21 protein-coding genes and 1 tRNA gene are annotated in these 20,433 nt (G+C 68.9%); 10 read left to right on the top strand and 12 right to left on the bottom strand.

Going from position 1 to position 20,433, the window contains the following annotated elements:
- The 3 genes from ABZZ22_RS12480 to ABZZ22_RS12490 all read right to left on the bottom strand — a co-directional run.
- Positions 1-775 (bottom strand): phosphoglyceromutase (locus ABZZ22_RS12480; protein WP_354931415.1); only part of this gene is annotated, 775 nt, incomplete at its 3' end.
- Positions 775-1,554, bottom strand: coding sequence for a hypothetical protein (locus ABZZ22_RS12485; RefSeq protein ID WP_354931418.1), 780 nt, complete (start codon positions 1,552-1,554; stop codon positions 775-777). The genes ABZZ22_RS12480 and ABZZ22_RS12485, both read right to left, overlap by 1 nt.
- Before the next feature lie 67 nt (positions 1,555-1,621).
- Complete coding sequence (locus ABZZ22_RS12490; protein WP_354931421.1) at positions 1,622-2,467, bottom strand: hypothetical protein; 846 nt, start codon at positions 2,465-2,467, stop codon at positions 1,622-1,624.
- A gap of 235 nt (positions 2,468-2,702) precedes the next feature.
- Here ABZZ22_RS12490 and ABZZ22_RS12495 point away from each other — a divergent pair, with 235 nt between their 5' ends.
- On the top strand, positions 2,703-3,188 hold the full coding sequence (locus ABZZ22_RS12495; protein ID WP_008360791.1) for a CarD family transcriptional regulator: 486 nt from the start codon (positions 2,703-2,705) through the stop codon (positions 3,186-3,188).
- A gap of 105 nt (positions 3,189-3,293) precedes the next feature.
- The gene (locus tag ABZZ22_RS12500; protein WP_354931425.1) at positions 3,294-3,893 is read left to right on the top strand and encodes a hypothetical protein; all 600 of its coding nucleotides are present in this window, start codon (positions 3,294-3,296) and stop codon (positions 3,891-3,893) included.
- Here the strand turns inward: ABZZ22_RS12500 and ABZZ22_RS12505 are convergent.
- Positions 3,886-4,578 (bottom strand): 2-C-methyl-D-erythritol 4-phosphate cytidylyltransferase, encoded by a 693-nt coding sequence (locus ABZZ22_RS12505; RefSeq protein WP_354931428.1) that lies wholly within the window; start codon positions 4,576-4,578, stop codon positions 3,886-3,888. The genes ABZZ22_RS12500 and ABZZ22_RS12505 overlap by 8 nt on opposite strands.
- Before the next feature lie 168 nt (positions 4,579-4,746).
- Between ABZZ22_RS12505 and nirD the strand changes: the two genes are divergently transcribed.
- From nirD to ABZZ22_RS12530, 5 genes are all read left to right on the top strand, one after another.
- Entirely contained in the window at positions 4,747-5,109 is a 363-nt protein-coding gene (gene nirD / locus ABZZ22_RS12510) for a nitrite reductase small subunit NirD (RefSeq protein WP_354931431.1), read from the top strand.
- Positions 5,110-5,148: 39 nt separating this feature from the next.
- Complete coding sequence (gene ispF / locus ABZZ22_RS12515) at positions 5,149-5,628, top strand: 2-C-methyl-D-erythritol 2,4-cyclodiphosphate synthase (protein ID WP_354931434.1); 480 nt, start codon at positions 5,149-5,151, stop codon at positions 5,626-5,628.
- Positions 5,629-5,743: 115 nt separating this feature from the next.
- Positions 5,744-7,153, top strand: coding sequence for a cysteine--tRNA ligase (cysS, locus tag ABZZ22_RS12520; protein WP_354931437.1), 1,410 nt, complete (start codon positions 5,744-5,746; stop codon positions 7,151-7,153).
- A complete protein-coding gene (gene rlmB / locus ABZZ22_RS12525; protein ID WP_354931440.1) occupies positions 7,153-8,106 on the top strand; it encodes a 23S rRNA (guanosine(2251)-2'-O)-methyltransferase RlmB in 954 nt (317 codons plus the stop codon). Before cysS ends, rlmB begins: the two co-directional genes overlap by 1 nt.
- A gap of 62 nt (positions 8,107-8,168) precedes the next feature.
- Positions 8,169-9,683, top strand: a complete 1,515-nt coding sequence (locus ABZZ22_RS12530; protein WP_354931621.1) for a metallophosphoesterase — start codon at positions 8,169-8,171, stop codon at positions 9,681-9,683.
- Positions 9,684-9,685: 2 nt separating this feature from the next.
- Here the strand turns inward: ABZZ22_RS12530 and ABZZ22_RS12535 are convergent, their stop codons facing one another.
- Positions 9,686-11,221, bottom strand: a complete 1,536-nt coding sequence (locus tag ABZZ22_RS12535; RefSeq protein WP_354931443.1) for an alanine/glycine:cation symporter family protein — start codon at positions 11,219-11,221, stop codon at positions 9,686-9,688.
- Positions 11,222-11,398: 177 nt separating this feature from the next.
- On the opposite strand from ABZZ22_RS12535, the gene ABZZ22_RS12540 reads away from it, so the two are divergent.
- Positions 11,399-11,474: transfer RNA gene (locus ABZZ22_RS12540), tRNA-Thr, on the top strand.
- An 8-nt stretch (positions 11,475-11,482) separates the two neighbouring features.
- Here ABZZ22_RS12540 and pdxY read toward each other — a convergent pair.
- Genes pdxY through ABZZ22_RS12560 form a run of 4 tightly spaced genes read right to left on the bottom strand, consistent with a single transcriptional unit; the run spans position 11,483 to position 14,291 of the window.
- Entirely contained in the window at positions 11,483-12,331 is an 849-nt protein-coding gene (pdxY, locus tag ABZZ22_RS12545) for a pyridoxal kinase PdxY (protein ID WP_354931446.1), read from the bottom strand.
- Positions 12,332-12,354: 23 nt separating this feature from the next.
- The gene (locus tag ABZZ22_RS12550; RefSeq protein ID WP_354931449.1) at positions 12,355-12,972 is read right to left on the bottom strand and encodes a rhomboid family intramembrane serine protease; all 618 of its coding nucleotides are present in this window, start codon (positions 12,970-12,972) and stop codon (positions 12,355-12,357) included.
- Between the two features lie 14 nt (positions 12,973-12,986).
- On the bottom strand, positions 12,987-13,568 hold the full coding sequence (locus tag ABZZ22_RS12555; protein WP_354931452.1) for a hypothetical protein: 582 nt from the start codon (positions 13,566-13,568) through the stop codon (positions 12,987-12,989).
- A gap of 33 nt (positions 13,569-13,601) precedes the next feature.
- Positions 13,602-14,291, bottom strand: coding sequence for a uracil-DNA glycosylase (locus tag ABZZ22_RS12560; RefSeq protein WP_354931455.1), 690 nt, complete (start codon positions 14,289-14,291; stop codon positions 13,602-13,604).
- Positions 14,292-14,367: 76 nt separating this feature from the next.
- On the opposite strand from ABZZ22_RS12560, the gene ABZZ22_RS12565 reads away from it, so the two are divergent.
- A complete protein-coding gene (locus ABZZ22_RS12565; protein ID WP_354931458.1) occupies positions 14,368-15,369 on the top strand; it encodes an LLM class F420-dependent oxidoreductase in 1,002 nt (333 codons plus the stop codon).
- Positions 15,370-15,433: 64 nt separating this feature from the next.
- On the top strand, positions 15,434-16,984 hold the full coding sequence (locus ABZZ22_RS12570; protein ID WP_354931461.1) for an FMN-binding glutamate synthase family protein: 1,551 nt from the start codon (positions 15,434-15,436) through the stop codon (positions 16,982-16,984).
- A 68-nt stretch (positions 16,985-17,052) separates the two neighbouring features.
- On the opposite strand, the gene ABZZ22_RS12575 is transcribed toward ABZZ22_RS12570, so the two are convergent.
- The 3 genes from ABZZ22_RS12575 to ABZZ22_RS12585 form a co-directional block, all read right to left on the bottom strand.
- Positions 17,053-17,652, bottom strand: coding sequence for a DUF4328 domain-containing protein (locus ABZZ22_RS12575; RefSeq protein WP_354931464.1), 600 nt, complete (start codon positions 17,650-17,652; stop codon positions 17,053-17,055).
- 158 nt (positions 17,653-17,810) lie between these two features.
- Positions 17,811-18,839: a Gfo/Idh/MocA family oxidoreductase gene (locus tag ABZZ22_RS12580; protein WP_354931467.1), complete on the bottom strand. Its 1,029-nt coding sequence runs from the start codon at positions 18,837-18,839 to the stop codon at positions 17,811-17,813.
- 28 nt (positions 18,840-18,867) lie between these two features.
- Positions 18,868-20,295: a trehalose-6-phosphate synthase gene (locus ABZZ22_RS12585; RefSeq protein WP_354931470.1), complete on the bottom strand. Its 1,428-nt coding sequence runs from the start codon at positions 20,293-20,295 to the stop codon at positions 18,868-18,870.
- Positions 20,296-20,433 lie beyond the last annotated feature (138 nt).

Raw genomic sequence — 20,433 nt, forward strand, 5'->3', positions numbered from 1 at the left:
GTTGCCGTTCGAGGTGCTGTTCGTGCTGGTGAACCTGCCGTTCTTCGGGCTCGCGCTCTCCAAGAAGGGTGTCAGCCGCGGCCTCGGGGTCGAGGTAGGTGCCGCCGGCGACGACCGGCTTCAGTGACTCGTCGAGCTCGTAGATCAGTGGCTGGCCCGTGGGGATGTTGAGCTTGGCGATCGCGGCCTCGGAGACGTTGTCCAGGTGCTTGACCAGCGCGCGCAGGCTGTTGCCGTGGGCGGTGACCAGGACCGTCTTGCCGGTCTTCAGGTCGGGCACGATGGCGGAGTCCCAGTAGGGGAGCATCCGGGCGACGACGTCCTTGAGGCACTCGGTGGTGGGCACCTCGATGTCGGCGTAGCGCGGGTCATCGGCCTGGGAGAACTCGGAGTCGGGCTCGATCGGCGGCGGTGGGACGTCGTAGGAGCGGCGCCAGAGCTGGAACTGCTCCTCGCCGAACTTCTTCAGCGTCTCGGACTTGTTCTTGCCCTGAAGTGCGCCGTAGTGACGCTCGTTCAGGCGCCAGTCGCGGCGCACCGGGATCCAGTGGCGGTCGGCGACGTCGAGGGCGATGTTGGCGGTGGTGATCGCGCGGCGCAGCAGGCTCGTGTGGACCAGGTCGGGAAGGATCCCGGCCTCGGCGAGCAGCCTGCCGCCGCCCGCGGCCTCGTCCCGGCCCTTGTCGGTGAGGTCTACGTCGACCCAGCCGGTGGATAGGTTGAGCGCGTTCCACTCGCTCTGGCCGTGGCGCAGGAGGACGAGCTTGTAGGTCATCAGTGGGCTTCCTCGGCGCCGGCGAGGGCAGCCGGGGGGAACTCACAGGAGTAGGGGTCCTCGGAGATCGAGCCGTGCTCACCCTCGGCGGCGTGCTCGCCCTCGGTCGCGGTGTCGGCCGGCAGGGTCGAGGCCTCCTCGGATCCTTCGGCCCCGGCCTCGCCGGAAGCCTCCTCGCCGGAAGCCTCCTCGCCGGAAGCGCCCTCGGACTCCTGAGCCTGCGCGTTCTTGCCCTTCTTCGCGGGCTTCTCGGTCTCGCCTGCGGCGGCGACGACCTCGGCGTACGGACCGCACTGGGTGACCACCGGGACCGCGACGGTCTTCTCCTCGCCCTCGGAGAAGGTGAAGGTCATCGGGATGCTGTCGCCGGGCTTGAAGTCGCCGGTGACCGGGATGCCGCCGGTGGCCGGGTCAGCCAGGTTGATGATGCCGCGGGTGGGCAGCTCGATCGGCGTGAACGACTCGGGCGTGACCGTCTCGGTGGCCTCGGGCGCCGTCTCGATCGAGGTGACCGACGGCAGCGGCTTGCCGGCGACCGCCGGGTTGATCGCCGGGTCGAGCGAGAAGGTGCCGACCAGGACGCCGGAGCCCTCCTGCGCGGTCACGATGCGGGCTGCGTTGATCCGGACGGCGCCGTCGAGCGTCGTGCCGCCGTGGATGATCTCGTTGGGCCGGTCGGTCGCGTAGTCGAAGCTGCTGCAGGCGGTGAGCGCCGGAAGGGCGAGAGCCACGAGGGCGCCCGTCACTGCGAGCCGCTTCTGCATAACCTTGGTCGTCACGCGCGACACTCTATCCGCCCGATCCGGCGATCTCAGAAAAGGGTCAGGCTCGCAGGTCAGACACCGCTCACGCACGCAGTCCGACTACGCTCGCGACGTACAGCATCGCGCCGACCACGACGGCGAGGTAGACCAGGGTGACGAGGAGGAGCTTCCCGGCTCCCAGCTTCAGGCCGGCCTTGAGGGGCAGGTACGTCCAGCCGTCCGCGTTGTCGGCGACCAGGCCCCAAAGAGCGGTCAGGAAATGTACGCCGAGACCCAGCGCCGCGGCGAGCGCGACCATCGCCCAGTGGGGCGGTCCGCCCGCGGCCTCGCCGGCCCAGCCCGCGTACGACAGGTATCCGGGGTAGCAGGCGAAGGCGGCGGCCCACGGGACCCAGGAGAGCAGGCCCTTGCGCAGCAGTACGTTGGCGAGCATCCCGAACACCAGCGAGCCCAGGTAGAACAGCCCCGCGACGGTGCCCGAGGTGACCGAGAGCGGAATCACGAGAAGTACGCCGCAGCACAGCGCGAACCAGACGCCGCCCGGCTCGAGGCGGCCGTCGGAGATCGGTTTGCCCGCACGCTCGTGACGACGGTCGACGCCCTGGTCGACGAGGTCGTTGTGCCAGCCGAGGACGGCCTGGCCGACGAGGACGGTGACCGCGATCAGCGCGACCTCGCGAGTCGTCAGCCCGGCGATGACGGCAGCCCCTGAGAGGCCGATGGCGGTCAGCACCGCCTGGCGCGGGTGGGTGGAACGGATGAGGAGGAACGGGACCCAGTTGCCGACCTTGGCCATGACGCCTTCTCTGCCCGCCGAGGCATCGGGAACGGCGGACGCGCTGGCCTGCGTCCGTTCCGGGTCCTGATCCTGGGCGTGCGGCGACACGGTGAAGATGGTCTTGGGGGCGCTCTGCGATGCATTCGCCATGGCGGCAGTATCGGGCACTGTGTCAAGCCGCGCAGGACAACAGGCTGGCGACGCCGAGATTTCGGCCGGGTTTCGAAATCAGCCATGCTGCCACTCTTAGCCGACCTGCGCGCGCGGAACCACACAACTTGTCGATCTGTCAACCCCTCAATAATGCCCTGACCTGCATAAACACGGAATCCGAATTCTAAGATCCGTGGTAGACTTGGTTCCCTAGGAAGGGGTACCTAAAAATATGACTTTCACCGTCGGCGAGACCGTCGTATACCCGAACCATGGCGCGGCCGTCATCGAAGACATCGAGATGCGCACCATCAAGGGCGAGGAGCGGCAGTATCTGGTCCTCCGCATCATCGCTCAGCAGGACCTCGTAGTGCGTGTTCCGGCCAACAACCTCGAGCTCGTCGGAGTTCGAGACGTCGTAGACAAGGACGGGCTTGATCGGGTCTTCGAGGTGCTTCGTGCGGAGCACGTCGAAGAGCCGACCAACTGGTCGCGCCGTTACAAGGCAAATCTGGAGAAGCTGCACAGCGGCGATGTCATGAAGGTCGCCGAGGTCGTGCGTGACCTGTGGCGTCGTGAGCGTGACCGTGGCCTCTCCGCCGGGGAGAAGCGCATGCTCGCCAAGGCACGCCAGATCCTCGTATCGGAGCTCGCGCTGTGCGAGCACACCAACGAAGACAAGGCTGAAGTCCTCCTCGACGAGGTGCTGGCCAGCTGACGCTGGTCTCGGTCTGCGCGACAGGCTCCGGGTCATCCCGGGGCCTGTTTCGCGTTTTCGCGGGCTCTTCGCCGGGTTACCCGGCCGGCCGCTAGCGTGGCTGACATGGAGGATCCTTACGCCGACTACGACGAGATCGATGAGACAGCCGAGCTTCCGTCCGCCCTCGGGACGGTCGCCGAGGATGGACGCGGGTCGCTGCCGTTCGCGCTGATCCAAGGTGAGGCGCTGGTCGCCGCGGCGACCTGGTCCCTCGGGGAGTCCGGAGTGACCCCCGTCGACTTCACCGCATCCTGGGAAGGGATCGTGGCCGCCGAGGAGCCGTTGGTGCTCCACGACTCGCTGTGCCCGATGACCCCGCCGGCCTTCATCGTCCACTGCGTCTCGACCGCGCTCGAGCGTGAGGCGGTGGTGATCGGCGTACGCCCGGTCACCGACACGGTGAAGAAGCTCGCTGTCGAGGAGGGAGTGCCGGTGCTCGGCGAGACCGTCGACCGCGACGCGATGGTCTCGGTCACCTCGCCGATCGTGCTGCCGCCGGCCGTCGTCGCCTCGCTGGACGGCTGGCCGACCGGCGACTTCGCCGAGATCGCCGCCGAGCTGGCCAGCCGGTTCCCGGTCGTCTCGATCGAGGCCCCGCCGATCGGTCGCCGGGTGTCCTCGGAGGAGGACATCCGCCTGCTCGAGGGGCTCGTGCTCAGCTGAGCAGTGCCCTGGCCGCGCGGAGATCGTCGGCGAAGGTCACCTTGAGGTTCAGCTGAGTGCTGGGGACCGCGACGATGCGTACGCCGGGGGAGTAGCGCTCGAGGGTGGCGCCGGTGTCGGTGCCGTCGAAGCCGTCGGCCGCGGCCTGCGCATAGGCGGCCAGGAGATCGGCAGCCCGGAAGGCCTGCGGCGTCTGTACGCCGACGAGAGCACCGCGCACCGGCTGTAGGTCACGCGTCGAGAGGTGGGTGAGCGGGGCGGCGGGGATGGCGCCGCCGTGCTCACGGGCGGCGCCGATGACCGTGGTGTAGAGCTCGGGGGTGGCCAGCGGCCGGGCGGCGTCGTGGATCGCCACCACGTCGATCGAGCCGGCCTCGATGTCGGCTCGGAGCACTCCGAGCGCGACCTGCTCGGAGGCGTGGCGGGTCTCGCCGCCGGCGACCATCGCGACCTCGCGCTCACCGAGCAGGGGCTGAGCGACGGCCGCGACCGCCTCCTCGTCGCCACTGCGCACGACCAGGACGACGCGGTGCACGTCGGGCACCTCGAGAGCCGTCCGGAGCGAGAGGCCGAGGGCGGAGGAGGCCGGATCGTCGGACCCGTCGAGCGGGAGCAGCACCTTGTTGGTGGCGGCTCCGACGCGGGTGCCGGAGCCGGCGGCCAGGAGTACGAGAGCGGCAGGCACCCCAGGAGATTATCCGCTCCGCCGACAAGCTGGACCGATGGCCTGGGCGCTGGTGTTTACGCACCCGTTACAAACCGAAACAGGAGGCGGCCACCACGCGTCCTACGGTCGGATCCACCGAAGGGAGGACCGACGTATGTCGACGAAGCGGCTCGGGCCTGCGACGGCATGAGGGAGCGGATACCGCGGCATGAGGAGGGCGACTGGCAGCACGTCTGCCAGGTCGACGAGCTCGAGGTGAAGCGCGGCGCCACGGCGCTGGTCCACGGCCAGGCCGTCGCCATCTTCCGGATGCCCGACGACGTCGTCTACGCGCTGGGCAACCACGATCCGTTCGCCAAGGCGTCGGTGATCGCCAGGGGCATCGTCGGGGTGCGTGACGGGGTGCCGTTCGTGGCCTCGCCCGTCCATCGGCATGGGTTCGACCTGCGTACGGGACAGTGCCTGGACGACCCGCACGTGACCATCCCCGTCTACGAGGTCCGGGTCCTCGACGGCCTCGTCCAGGTCGGGCACCGGAAGACGACCTGACTGCGTCCGATCGGCCGGGGATCTGGGAGACTGCGGAGCGTGCAGCTTCCTCTGGTCGGCATCGGGACCGACGTACACAGCCTCGCCGACGGTGTCCCGATGCACGTGGCCGGCCTGGCCTTTCCCGACGAGAGCCAGGGGCTGGCCGGGCACTCCGACGGCGACGTCGCCGCCCACGCCTGCTGCGACGCGCTCTTCTCCGCGGCCGGTCTCGGCGACCTGGGTTCGAACTTCGGCACCTCCGAGCCCGAGTGGGCCGGGGCAGCCGGGGTCGTCCTGCTGGCGGAGGCCGCGCGCCGGGTCCGTGAGGCGGGCTTCGAGATCGGCAACATCGCGGTCCAGGTGATCGGCAACCGGCCCAAGATCGGTCCCAGGCGGGACGAGGCCAACCAAGCGCTCTCCACGGCGGCCGGCGCGTCAGTCACCGTGACGGCGACGACCACCGACGGACTCGGTCTCACCGGACGCGGCGAGGGCGTCGCGGCGATAGCTACCTCGCTCATCGCGCCACGCCGGTAGCGCAAACGCGAGGTGCCGACATGGCCCGATGAAATATCCACCGTTCGCTCGCTGGCGCTCGCTCACCGTGCGTCGCGATGGGTAGGGAACACCCGTACTTCCCTAGACTTGGAGCATGGCACTCAGGCTCTATGACTCGGCGACCCGTGAAGTACGTGACTTCACGCCCTTGCAGCCCGGCAAGGCGTCGCTCTATGTCTGTGGCCTGACTGTCCAGAGCGAGCCGCATGTCGGGCATGTGCGGAGCGGGGTCAACTTCGACGTGCTGCAGCGCTGGCTGCGGGCGTCGGGCTACGAGACCACGTTCATTCGCAACGTCACCGACATCGACGACAAGATCCTGGCGAAGTCAGCCGACCAGGGCCGCCCCTGGTACAACCTCGGCTACGAGATGCACCGCGAGCTCGACGCCGCCTACGCCTCGCTCAACGTCGCTCGGCCGACCTACGAGCCGCTGGCGACCGGCCACATCCCCGAGATCGTCGCGCTGATCGAGGAGCTGATCGCGAAGGGGCACGCCTACGCTGCCGAGGACGGCTCGGCCGACGTCTACTTCGACGTGCGCTCCTGGCCCACCTACGGGGAGCTGTCGGGACAGAAGGTCGACGACATGGAGGCCGCCGCCGACGCGGACCCGCGCGGCAAGCGCGACCCGCGTGACTTCGCGCTGTGGAAGGGCCGCAAGGTCTCCGAGCCGGAGACCGCCTCCTGGCCCTCGCCCTGGGGTCTGGGCCGGCCCGGCTGGCACATCGAGTGCTCGGCGATGGCCGGGAAATACCTCGGTCCCGCCTTCGACTTCCACGGTGGCGGTCTGGACCTGCGTTTCCCGCACCACGAGAACGAGCAGGCGCAGTCACGCGCCGCCGGCCGTCCGTTCGCGAGCTTCTGGCTGCACAACGCCTGGATCACCACCTCCGGCGAGAAGATGTCGAAGTCGCTGGGCAACTCGCTGGTCATCCCGGAGGTCCTGAAGCAGGTACGCGGCATCGAGCTGCGCTACTACCTGGTCGCGGCCCACTACCGCTCCCACGTCGAGTTCTCCTTCGAGGCCCTCCATGAGGCGGCCGCCGGGTTCCAGCGGATCGAAGGATTCCTGGAGCGCGCGGCGTCGGTCGTCGAAGAGATCCCGGCTGACGGCGTGCCCTGCGCCGACTTCGTCAACGCCATGGACGACGACCTCGGCACTCCCGCCGCCGTCGCCGCCTTGCACGAGACCGTCCGCGAGGGCAACAAGCTGCTCGCAGACGGCGACAGCCCGGCGCTGCGCGGGGTCACCGCGAGCGTCCGGGCGATGCTGGACATCCTCGGCCTCGACCCCGCCGACCCCGCGTGGGGGCCGGCGAGCGGCGAGGACGAGAAGTTGACCGGTGCGCTGGACGTACTGGTCCGCGGGGTCCTGGACGAGCGCGCGCAGGCGCGCGCCGCCAAGGACTGGGCCCGCGCTGATGCAATGCGAGACCGGCTCAAGGAAGCCGGGATCGAGATCGAGGACACCCCTGAGGGTCCGAAATGGAGCGTTAACTGATGGCAGGCAACTCCCAACGTCGCGGCGCGATCGCGAAGGGCCGTAAGAAGGGTGCCCAGGCCGGCACCGGCGGCAACCGGCGCAAGGGCCTGGAGGGCAAGGGTCCGACGCCGAAGGCGAAGGACCGGCCCTACCACAAGGCCCACAAGGCGGCTCAGGCCTCCGAGCAGCGCAACAAGGGCCCGCGCAAGCGAGCCGCCGGCGACGCCGAGTGGATCATCGGACGCAACTCCGTTGTGGAGGCGCTGCGCGAGGACGTACCGGTCAACGGTCTCTACGTCGCCGAGGGTGCCGAGCGCGACGGGCGGCTGCGCGAGGCGTTCCTGCTCGCCTCCGAGAAGGGCATCTCGCTGCTCGAGGTGACCAAGGTCGAGCTCGACCGGATGACCGGGTTCAACGGCCACCAGGGGCTCGCCGCGCGGATCCCCGCCTACGAGTACGCCCATGCCGACGACCTGCTCGACCGCGCTGCCGAGATCGGGGAGAAGCCGCTGATCGTGGTGCTCGACCAGATCACCGACCCGCGCAACCTGGGCGCCATCGTGCGTTCGGCCGCGGGCTTCGGCGCCCACGGCGTCGTGATCCCGGAGCGGCGTGCCGCCGGGATCACCGCCGCCGCCTGGAAGACGAGCGCCGGCGCCGCGTCCCGGATCCCGGTCGCCCAGACCGTCAACCTGACCCGTCAGCTCAAGGCCTACCAGGAGGCCGGCTGCATGGTGGTCGGGCTCGACATGGAGGGCGACATCACGCTGCCCGAGCTGGGCGCCCCCGACGGTCTCGCCGACGGCCCGCTGGTGATCGTCGTCGGTGCCGAGGGAGGCGGGCTCTCGCGTCTGGTCCAGGAGACCTGTGACCAGATAGTGTCGATCCCGATGGCCAACTCAGTCGAGTCCCTCAACGCCGGCGTCGCTGCGTCGGTCGTGCTCTACGCCGTCGCGGAGGCGCGGCGCTGATCTCTCGCCGAACTCTGCTCCGTGGCCTCGCCGTCTGGGCGGGGCTAGGTGCGTTGTGGCTCGTGCTCGCCGCGGTGGTGAGCACGTGGCTCTTCCTGTCCAGCGAGCGCCAGGTGGTCCTGGCCGGTCACGACTCGGTTCTGCGCCCGACGCTGTCGGGTAAGGCGATCATCCACACCGGACCGGTGCTTCCCGACGTACGGCTGGACGTCGGTGGCCCGGTCGGTGTCGAGGTCACCCTCGGGAAGACCGAGCTGAGGTCGATGGACGAGCTCTTCGAGCGCTACGCGGTGCTCGGCTCGGCGCCCGACGGCCAGCGTGCCGTCGTGGTGGAGAAGGTCGAGTCGATGCTCGTGGCGGCGGTGCTCCGTGGCGCCGCGATCTCCTTGACGATCGTCGCCGGCGTGGTGCTGATCTGGTGGCTGCCCGGTCCCTCACGCCGCGCTGACCTGCGCAGACGGATGTCCGCAGCGACCCGGACGAGACGCGGACTCACCACTGCCGGCGTCGGTGTGGTCACGGTGTCGCTGCTCGCGGCCGCGGTCTGGCAGCCCTGGGGCGAGCCCATGGCGCCCGCCTCGGACAAGGAGGCAGGCCCGGTGTCCGGTGACTGGACCCTGCTGGCCGACTTCCTCGGCCCGGAGATCCCGGTCCCCGACGATCTGGCCGGGGTGGAGGTCCGTGGCGACGCCTACGCCAACCAGACCCGCCGGCTGGTGGCCAGCGCCGTCGACACCTACAACTCCAGCCGGACCTTCTACAAGAAGGTGGTCGAGAAGGTCCCGGACCTGGCGCTGCGGAAGCCGGCCGAGGACGAGACCGTGGTGGCCCTGGTCTCCGACCGACACGACAACGTCGGTATGGACTCGGTGATGCGTGCGATCGCCGACGAGGGCGACGCGACCGGCATCCTCGGTGGCGGCGACGACACCTCGACCGGGTCCGACTGGGAGACCTTCTCCCTCGACTCCCTGACCGACGCGAGCGACGGCTTGGACAAGTGGGCGGTCACCGGCAACCACGACCACGGCCCGACGGTCGGCGACTACCTGGCCGACAAGGGCTGGACCATGCTCGAGGGCGAGGTCGTCGAGGGTCCCGGCGGCTCGACACTCCTCGGCGCCCCCGACCCCCGCACCAGCGGCCTCGGCAACTGGATCGACGAGAAGGGCGTCAGCCTCGAGGACGCCGGCTCCAAGCTGGCTGACATCGCCTGTGCCTCGAAGGAGGAGGGCGAACCGGTCGCGACCCTCCTCGTCCACGACCCGGCGCTGGGGCGCGAGACTCTGAGCCGGGGCTGCGCGACCCTCGTCGTCGGCGGCCACCGCCACGTGCACCACGGGCCGACCGAGGTGACCGGCGAGAACGGCGAGACCGGCTGGACCTACACCAACGGCACCACGGGCGGTGCTGCGTACGCCTTCGCGATGGGAAAGATCCGCCGCACCGCCGAGGTCACCCTGATCACCTACGCCGACGGGCTCCCCGTCGGCCTCCAGTCGGTCGAGCTGGAGACCAACGGGGCCCTCACCGCCCACGAGTACGTCCCGCTGGAACGTCCCGCCGAGAGTGAGTGAGGTCAGGCCTTGACCGGCTCACCCTTCGGGTCGTAGGTCTCCCAGTACGTCGCCCCGGTGATGCCGAGCGCCAGCGGGTCGAAGACCGGGTCGAGCCCCTGCTTCTTCTGCCGCTCGAAGTCGCGGAGCGCCGCGAACGCGGGCTGCTGGAGGACGAGGATCCCGAGGATGTTGAGCCATGCCATCAGGCCGACGCCGATGTCACCGAGCGTCCAGGCGCCGCTGGCCGTCGACACGCAGCCGTACGCGGACGCGACCAGGATGACGGCCTGCAGGCCCAGCGTGGTCGCCCGCCCGATGGTGACACCGCGCTGCCCGCCCAGCCGGACGGTTGCGAAGCGGCCGACGATGAAGCGCAGGTTCGTCTCGGCCATGTAGTAGTAGGCGACCATCGTCGTGAAGCAGAAGAACGCCAGCGAGACCGCGATGAAGGAGGCGCCGATCCCGGGGAACACGCTGTCGAAGGCCGACTGCGTGTAGGCCGGGCCGACCTCCGCGCCGGCGGCGAGGATGCCACCGTCAGCGAGCACATCACCGCTCTCGCTGCCGTTGTCGAAGACGCGGTAGGCACCGGTGGACAGGATCAGGAAACCCGTCGCTGTGCAGACGAACAGGGTGTCGACGTACACGGCGAAGGACTGGACCAGGCCCTGCTTCGCCGGGTGCGAGACCTCGGCCGCGGCAGCCGCGTGCGGCCCCGTGCCCTGCCCCGCCTCGTTGGAGTAGACGCCGCGCTTGACGCCCCACATCACGGCCAGGCCGAGCACCGCACCGAACGTGGAGTGGAGGCCGAAGGCGCTCGAGAAGACGTCGCTGAGGACCGCCGGGATCTTCTCGGCGTTGATGAACACGACGATCATGGCGACGATCACGTACGTCACTGCCATGAGCGGCACCACGAGCGTCGCGAAGGACGCGATCCGCTTGACGCCGCCGATCACGACGAACGCGAGGACGATGACCGTTCCGACCGCAACGGCCCACGACGGCACGTCCCAGGCGTTGCCCATCGCGGCGGTCATCGAGTTCGCCTGGACGCCCGGGAGGAGCACGCCGCACGCGAGCACGGTCACGGCCGCGAAGATGAACCCGTAGACGGTGAAGTAGCGGCGGGCGCGGGTGTGCGCGAAGGCCCGGCTGAAGTAGTAGGCAGGCCCACCGCGGTACTCACCGGTCAGCGGGTCGCGGGTCTTGTAGATCTGGCCCAGCGTGCTCTCCACGAAGGAGGTCGAGGCGCCGAGGAACGCGACCGCCCACATCCAGAACATCGCGCCGGGGCCACCGAACGCGATCGCGGTGGCGACACCGGCGATGTTGCCCGTCCCCACGCGTCCGGCCAGCGACATCGCGAGCGCCTGGAACGAGGAGACCCCGGAGGGCGACTTCTTCCCGCGTGCGAGGAGCCGGATCATCTCCGGAAAGTGCCTCACCTGGAGTAGCCGTGACCGCACGGAGAAGTACACCCCCGCGGCGAGACACAGGTACACCAGCCAGTTGCTCCAGATGACACCGTTGATGTCGCCCAAGAGGTCCGTCATCCGTCTTCCCTTCGTCTACAAGTCGCTCGGATGAAGGGAAACACTCTCAGACGCCCGCTACGCGAGTGTTCCCGAGGGGTTGCTTCTGGGCGAGTCGGGCAGTCGGCGGCCTGCCGGATACGCGCTTCGGCCGAAGACTGGCTACGATTGTCCCGCCGTCGCGGAGACGCACGGCATGCCGGTGTAGCTCAGTTGGTAGAGCGTTCGCCTTGTAAGCGAAATGTCGCGGGTTCGACTCCTGTCACCGGCTCCATCCCCTGATCAGCGGAGCTGAGTGACCTCGTACGTCGTCGGCGGGTCGGCGATGTCGTCCTGCGAGGCGATGAGCTCGAGCTCGCGGCGGCCGGACCTGAGGGTGCGGTCGAGGATGGCGAAGAGGGTGTTCGCGGTGCGGCCCAGCGCCGTGGGGGTCGAGCCGGTCGACAGCAAGTGGGAGAGGTAGACCGCCGCGGTGACGTCACCCCCACCGTTGGGGGAGATCGGGAGCAGGGGAGTCGTGACCGACCAGGCGCCCTCGTCGGAGACCGCGATCAGGTCGAGGTGGGTCGGGTCGCCGGTGATCACCGAGGTCACGAGCACATTGGTAGGACCTGACTCGCGGACGACGTCGACGGCGGCGAGCACCTCCTCGACGGTGTTCGTGGACTCCACTCCGGCGAGGAAATTGAGCTCGAAGTGGTTGGGCGTGATCACGTCGGCCGCCGGGACGACCTCGTCGCGCATGAACTCCGGGATGCCCTCGCGGACGAACATCCCGCGCCCGACGTCGCCCATCACCGGGTCGCAGCAGTAGAGGGCGCGCGGGTTGAGCGCCTTCACGCGGCGTACGGAATCCAGGATCACCGCGCCGACGGCCGGGTCGCCCTGGTAGCCGGACAGCACCGCGGAGACGGTGGAGAGAGCGTCGCGCTCGGAGATCCCCGCGATGACCCCGGCGACCTGGTCAGCGTCCACGACCGGTCCGCGCCACGCGCCGTAGCCGGTGTGGTTGGAGAAGTTGACGGTGAGCACCGGCCAGACCTCGTGCCCGAGGCGCTGGATCGGGAAGACGGCCGCCGAGTTGCCGACGTAGCCGAAGGCCACGTGCGACTGGATGGAGAGGATCTGCATGGAATCAGTCTCCATCAATTCGTTCAGGCTGCCTTCTTGTGGGTCTTCTTCGGGGCCTGCTTCTGGGACGGGTCGTGGAGCAGCCAGGCGGCCAGCGCGCCACCGATGGCGCCGAAGAGGTGACCCTGCCAGGAGACGCCGGTCTGCCCGGGGAGCACTCCGAGCAGCAGGCTTCCGTAGGCGAGGAAGATGAGGACGCCGATGACGATCTGGCTGACGCGGTGGCTGAACAGGCCACGCATGATCAGGTAGACCAGCCAGCCGAAGATCAGCATCGAGGTCCCGGCGGTGATGCTGCCCGGAGGCGACATCACCCAGACGCCGACGCCGCCGACGACCCAGATGATCAGCGTCGCCACGATCCCACGACCGACGCCCGAGGCGAGGACCAGGAAGCCGAGGACGAGCGCGGGCACGGTGTTGCCGTAGAGGTGGGCCCAGCCGAAGTGGAGCACCGGTGCGAACACGATGCCGAGCAGGCCGGCATCGGTGCGCGGCACGATGCCGAGCGTGTCGAGCTGGTGGCCGCTGACGTAGTCGGTGGCCTCGAGCACCCAGAGCAGGGCGACGAAGCCGAGCGACCAAATGCCGGCCCGAAGCCAGTTGGCGCGCTGGGGCCGTGTGGGGGAATCCTGGCTCACGCCTGAAATCCTACCTACCGCTCCACAGCGGCGAGCCGTTGCTCGAGACTCTCGTAGAGATAGGGGACGGCGGCCGGGTGAGGTCCGGTCTCGTAGAGCTCGGTGGCGAGGGCCGGAGGTGACTCCCCGGCGTGGTCGGCTGCCCAGGTGTCGCCACCTCCGGCCAGGGCATCGGGATCCAGCCGCCCGCCGTCGAGGGGGATCACGGCATCGGCCGCCAGTGCGACCCAGCGCCCGTCGCTGCTGCCGTCCTCGATCCAGGCCACCGGCACGGCGTACGCCTCGTCCTCGGTCATCTCGGCATCGATCTCGATCTGGCGACCGATCGGGTGGGACCCTTGTCGGCTCCACAGGACGGTCGTGACGTCGAGCCGGTCCGTGTCGGCAGGGCCGGCGGTGCCCAGGACGAGGTGGTCGGCGAAGGTCGCCCAGTCGCGTACGTCGGCCGCGGGGAACTCCGGGGGAGCGGCCCGGTCCAGCAGGGTCCGGGCGCCGAGCGCGGCAGCCCAGACCGCCAGCAGCACGATGACGATGGTGCTGGTGATCTTGAGCCGGCGTGGCACCGACAGCGTCGGTCCGGTCGCGTTCTCGCTCACGTGTCCCCCGTTCGCCGCGCCGATGGTCCGATCTTAGTCAGGCAGGGACCAGTCGATCGGCGAAGCGCCCTGCTCGACCAGGAGGGCGTTGGCGCGCGAGAACGGCCGGGACCCGAAGAACCCACGGCGCGCGGAGAGCGGCGAGGGGTGGACGGACTTGATCGCCGGCACCTTGTCGAGACGCGGCTCGAGGTTCTGCGCGTGCCGCCCCCACAGGATCGCGACCAGCGGCCCGCCGCGCTTGCCGAGCACGTCGATCGCCCGCCCGGTGACCTCCTCCCAGCCCTTCTTGGAGTGTGAGGCGGGAGCGCCGGGGCGCACGGTCAGCGAGGTGTTGAGCAGCATCACCCCGCGGTCGGCCCAGGCCGACAGGTCGCCGTGCTCGGGCATCTTCAGGTCGAGGTCAGTGGCCAGCTCGGCGTAGATGTTGCGCAGCGACGCCGGCAGCGGACGTACGTCCTTCTCGACCGCGAAGCTGAGGCCGATCGGGTGGCCGATGGTCGGGTAGGGGTCCTGACCGACGATCAGGACGCGTACGTCGCGCAGCGGTCGCCGGAAGGCGTTGAAGATCCGGTCGCCGTCGGGGAGGTAGGGCCGTCTCGCCGCCAGTTCGTCGCGCAGGAAGCGGCCCATCTGCTCGATCTGCGGCTCGGCCGGCGCCAGCGCCTCGGCCCAGTCGGATGCCATCAGGCCCTTGTCCACGAGTCCGGCGAGTGCGCTCATAAATGGTGAGGGTATCGGCTGGCACCGAGGGTTAAGTTGTCCGTGGCAACTCAGGTGGACTCATCAAGGAGTAGACATGAAGTTCGGTTTCTTCGTCCCGCAGGGATGGCGCTTCGACCTCGTCGGGATCGACCCGGCGGACCAGTGGACGACTATGAAGGACCTGGCGACGTACGCAGACTCCGGCTCCTCCTGGGAGAGCGTCTGGGTCTACGACCACTTCCACACCACGCCGGAGCCCTCCGACCAGGCGACCCACGAGGCCTGGTCGCTGATGGCCGGTCTGGGCGCGGTGACGTCGCGGGTGCGGCTCGGCCAGATGTGCTCGTGCATGTCCTACCGCAACCCGGCCTACCTGGCGAAGGTCGCCGCCACCGCTGACCACATCAGCGGTGGCCGGATCGAGATGGGGATCGGCGCGGGCTGGTACGAGCACGAGTGGCGCGCCTACGGCTACGGCTTCCCCGAGGCCCGCGACCGGCTCGGGATGCTCCGCGAGGGCGTCCAGATCTTCCAGCAGGCCTGGACCACGGGCGTCTCGTCGCTGGACGGGAAGCACTACCAGGTCGACGGCGCCATCTGTCAGCCGCTGCCTCTTCAGCAGGGCCGTTCCGGCATCCCGCTGTGGATCGCCGGCGGCGGCGAGAAGGTGACCCTGAAGATCGCCGCGCAGTATGCCGACTACACCAACTTCCTCGGCGACCCGGAGACCTTCAAGGCGAAGTCCGACATCCTGCGCGGCCACTGCGAGACGCTCGGGCGCGACTTCGCGGAGATCACCCGCTCGGCGAACTACAACGTGCTGCTCGGCGAGAACGAGGCCGAGGTCGCCGAGAAGGTCAAGGCCTGGGAGGCCCGGCTGGTGCCGCACCTGGGCGCGGCCAAGGCGGCCGAGGTGGTCAACGGCGCAGTCGACGGCCCGACCTCACTCGTCGGCACCCCGGATCAGGCCGTGGAGAAGCTCAAGGCCGTGGAGGAGCTCGGGATGACGTACGCCATCGGCTACTTCGCCGACGCCGCCTACGACCGCTCCTCCATCGAGCTCTTCGAGTCGCAGGTCATCCCCGAGTTCGCCTGAGCGGGGTCCGGCGACACCGGCGCGACGTTTTACAAGTGGGTGACCGCCCGGTAGGAAGACGTACATGAAGATGACGACCCTCCTCGGAGGAGCGGCGGTTGCCGCCGGCGTGGTCGCCGCGCGCGACCTGACCCAGCGCAAGCACGCGATCCTGCGGAACTTCCCGGTGATCGGGCATGCGCGCTATCTGATGGAGAAGATCGGGCCGGAGCTGCGGCAGTACATCGTGACCAGCAACGACGAGGAGCGGCCCTTCAGCCGTGACCAGCGGCGCTGGGTGTACGCCTCGGCCAAGGGGCAGAACAACTACTTCGGCTTCGGCACCGACAACGACATCGAGCACGTGCAGGGCCACATCCACATCAAGCACCGTACGTTCGCCAATAGCCTCCCCGACGACCACGACATGGCCGCGAAGCTGCCCTCGGCGAAGGTGCTCGGGGGTCCGCGGGGGCGCGCGAAGGCGTTCCGGCCGGAGTCCGTCGTCAACATCTCGGCGATGTCGTTCGGCTCGCTCTCGGGCCCGGCGATCACGGCGCTCAGCCTGGGCGCACAGCGCGCCGAGGCGATGCACAACACCGGCGAGGGCGGCATCTCGTCCCACCACCTCGCGGGTGGCGCGGATCTGGTGTGGCAGATCGGCACCGCCTACTTCGGCTGCCGGAACCCGGACGGCACCTTCTCGATCGAGCGGTTGAAGGAGAAGGTCGCCGCGGCGCCGGTCAAGGCGATCGAGATCAAGCTCTCCCAGGGTGCGAAGCCGGGCCTCGGCGGGCTGCTGCCGGCGGCCAAGGTGACCCCGGAGATCGCCGAGATCCGCGGCATCGAGGTCGGCAAGGACTGCGCGTCGCCGTCTCGGCACTCTGCCTTCTCCGACGTCGACTCGATGCTCGACTTCGTCGAGATGATCGCCGCCGAGACCGGGCTCCCGGTCGGCATCAAGTCGGCGGTCGGTGAGATGGAGTTCTGGCAGGAGCTCGCCGGACAGATGCTGTCGGGGGAGCGGGGCGTCGACTTCATCACCGTCGACGGCAGCGAGGGCGGCACCGGCGCCGCGCCGCTGATCTTCGCCGACGCCGTCGCGATGCCCTATCGGATCGGCTTCTCGCGGGTCTACGGCACCTTCGCCGAGCTCGGTCTCACCGACTCGGTCACCTTCATCGGGTCGGCCAAGCTCGGCCTCCCGGAGAACGCCGCCGTCGCCTTCGCGCTCGGTGCCGACATGCTCAACGTCGGCCGCGAGGCGATGCTGTCGGTCGGCTGCATCCAGGCCCAGAAGTGCCACGACGACACCTGTCCGACCGGCGTCGCGACCCAGAACAAGTGGCTCTCCGGCGGTCTCGATCCACAGGACAAGGGCGATCGCTGCGCGAGCTATCTCAGGACCCTGCGCAGGGAGCTGACCAAGGTCTCCGCCGCCGTCGGCGTCGCTCACCCCGGCCTGATCACGCCGCACGACATCGAGGTCATGAACGGCGACTACGAGTCACGCACCCTCGCCGGCGTCTACGGCTACAAGAACCACTGGGGAGGCCTCGGGCCCGACGTGATGCGTGACCTCCTCGACGTGATCGACCCCCACCGTACGTTCAACGAGAAGCCGAACACCGCGTGAGTCGATAGACCTGGGGAGCGCCAAGCGCACCAAGCACGCCTAGCACTCCCCAGGTTGGTGCGTTCAGCCTAGATGCGATCGGCCAGGGCGCGCGGCTGCACGGGAAGCTGCGTCGCGGTGATGGAGCGGATGATCTGGATCCACAGGAGCAGCCCGACACTGGTGAGTATCACCATCGCGGTGTGGCCGAAGATCAGGGTGCTGCCTGCGCGCTCGACCCCTGGAGAGCCGTAGACGAGGTCGACATCGACCTGGATGTAGGTGCTCAACAGGAATCGCGCGATCCAGGCCGACCACCATGCCGGCAGGATCCAGCTCTGACGTCCCGTCGACGCTGTGAAGAGGCCGCGAACCAGCTGGTACGGCCGCCAGAAGTTGACGATGGGGACTACCCAAGCTGCCCAGGTCAGGTCAGATACGTACGGCGCTTCGGCGACATCGCTGCTTCGCTGGATCCAGCGGGACACGACGACCAACGTCGCCAGCATCAGGACGAGTCGCAGAGGGTCGACCCAGTAGTAGTTGTCCCACGCCAGCATCGAACGGTCGAGCATCTCGTTCGCGGCCGCCACGTCCGGCATGGATGCGTACGTCCGATACCACTCCGCCAGCGGGAACGCGAGCACAAGCGAGACGACGTCCAGGACCAGCCATCCGCACGCCAGCACGATCGCGGCCGTCGCGAGCCGCCGTGGCGGTCGAAGTGACCGTTGTGAACTCGACGGTGCATCACCGAAGCTGGTCATGGGCAGGTTCATTCGTCGTGGAGCGGACGGATCGTAACCATGCCGCCACCCACGACGGGGAGGAACCCGGAGAAAGTGACCTATTCGCTGGCGTACTTGGCGCCGACGGACTCGCGGATCATGTCCATCTGGCGCATCAGGCTGAGCGTCTGGCTGTGCGGGACCAGCGGGGACTCCAGGAGCCCCTCGCGCAGGCAGCGCTGCACCTCGACGATCTCGTTGCCGTACGCAGCGCCGATGACCGGCTCGTCGCCGACGATCTCGACGGGCTCGTCTCCGTTGGCGGGCTTGAAGACGGCCGAGGACGGGTGGTGGAAGTCGGTCAGCTCGATGCGGCCCTGGTCGGTGGCGATGGCCGCCGAGCGGGAGGAGTAGGAGGTGACCGAGGCGACCATGGTGGAGAGCTCGTTGCCGGCGTACTTCCCGGTCATCACCAGGTCCAGGTCGAAGGTGCCGCCGGCGGCGCTGTCAGGTCCGGTGCCGATGTTCGCCTGAGCGGTCAGCGCTCGGGCCTCACCGAAGAGCAGGTGGGCGAAGGTGAGCGGGTAGATGCCCATGTCGAGCAGCGCGCTCGCACCGAGGGCGGGGTCGAGCAGGCGCTGGTGCTTGTCGGGGTCGGCGACGAAGCCGAGCTCGGCGTGTACGTGACGGGGGACCCCGAAGCGGCCCGACCGCACGTCGGCGACGAGGCGCCGGACGATCGGGTTGGTCGCCATCCACATGGCCTCCATGAGGAACAGCTTCTTGGAGGCGGCCAGGTCGACCATCGTCTGCGAGTCCGCGCTGTTGAGCGTCAGCGCCTTCTCGCACAGCACGTGCTTGCCGGCCTCCAGCACGAGGCTGGCGTGCTCGAGGTGGTGGGAGTGGGGTGAGGCGACGTAGACGACGTCGACGTCCTCATCGGCGGCCAGCTCCTCGTAGGAGCCGTGCGCGCGAACCGGGCCGTGGGCGTCGTACACCTTCGCGAACGTCTCCGCGGACTCCTTGCTCCGCGATCCGACTGCTACGAGTTGGCCGTCGGGGACGAGCATCAGATCGGTGGCTAGGGAGTGGGCGATCCGGCCGGTGCCGAGGATTCCCCATCTGATCGGAGCAGAGTTGGTGGTCACGGCCTCGACTCTAGTGGCCCGCCGGGTGCTAGGTGCCGTTGGCCGGAAGGACGTTCTTGGTGTGGCTGCTCTGCACCGCGGCGAGCACCTCGAGGAACGTGTCGGCCCAGTGGCGGACGTCCTTGGAGGCGACCTGCTTGCGCATCGCCCTCATCCGGCGGGTGAGCTCCTTCGGCTCGGCCGAGTACGCCTCCAGCAGCGCTGCCTTCATCCCGTTGATGTCGTAGGGGTTCACCAGCCAGGCCTGGCGCAGCTCCTCGGCCGCGCCGGCGAACTCGGAGAGTACGAGGGCGCCGTCGTTGTCGTAGCGGCAGGCGACGTACTCCTTCGCGACCAGGTTCATGCCGTCGCGGTAGGGAGTCACGACCATGATGTCGGCGGCGCGGTAGAGCGCGGCCATCTCGTGTCGTGGCAGCGAGGTGTGGAGGTAGGAGATCGCCGGGCGGCCGATCCGGCCTAGGTCGCCGTTGAGGTGGCCGACGAGCCGGTCGATGTCGTCGCGCAGCTTGCGGTACTGCTCGACGCGCTCTCGCGAGGGGACCGCCACCTGGACGAAGATCGCGTCCTCGACGTCGAGCTCCGTGTCGCGGAGCATCTCGCCGTACGCGCGCAGGCGGGCGTAGATGCCCTTGGTGTAGTCGAGCCGGTCGACGCCGAGCAGGATCTTCTTGGGGTCGCCGAGCTGTTGGCGGATCTCCTTGGCGCGCTGGTTGACGGACTCGTCGTGGGCCATCTCGTCGAAGCCGATGAAGTCGATCGAGATCGGGAAGGCGGCCGCGTGCACCGTGCGCCCGTCGGGGAGGTAGACGAGGTCACGATGGGTCTTGTGGCCGACCCGCTGGCGCACGAGCCGGACGAAGTTCTGCGCCGCCTGGGGAAGCTGGAAGCCGACCAGGTCGGCGCCCAGCAGGCCCTCGAGCAGCTGGCGGCGCCACGGCACCTGCTGGAAGAGCTCGGCAGGTGGGAACGGGATGTGGAGGTAGAAGCCGATGCGCAGGTCGGGGCGGAGCTCGCGCAGCATCTGCGGGACCAGCTGGAGCTGGTAGTCCTGCACCCACACGGTCGCGCCCTTGGCTGCGACCTCGGCGCACTTCTCGGCGAACCTCTTGTTGACGCGCTGGTAGCCGTCCCACCACTCGCGGTGGAACTCGGGCTTGGCGACGACGTCGTGGTAGAGCGGCCACAGGGTGCCGTTGGAGAAGCCTTCGTAGTGCTCCTCGATGTCCTGGGCGGTCATCGTCATCGGCAGCAGGTTGAGACCGTCGTCCTCGAAGGGCTCGAGGTCCTCGTCGGTGCCCCCTGGCCAACCGATCCAGACGCCCTCGTTGGCGCGCAGGACGGGTTCGAGGGCGCTGACCAGGCCCCCAGGGGAGCGCCGCCACGCCTTCGTGCCGTCCGGCATCTCCACTCGATCGACGGGGAGCCGATTGGCCACGATTACCAGGTCAGCCTGCACGTCGCCGACTCTAGTAGACCGAACCCAGGTTCGGCGCGCTGTCGTTCCACTCACGGCTTCGGCCCCGTCCGGAATACCTGTCGAGTAACACGCCGAAGGGTGAACCACAGCCGTGTAGTTCGGCGGGTTACGCTGTCG

It is taken from the genome of Nocardioides sp. NPDC006273 (assembly GCF_040613495.1).
Lineage (GTDB): Bacteria > Actinomycetota > Actinomycetes > Propionibacteriales > Nocardioidaceae > Nocardioides.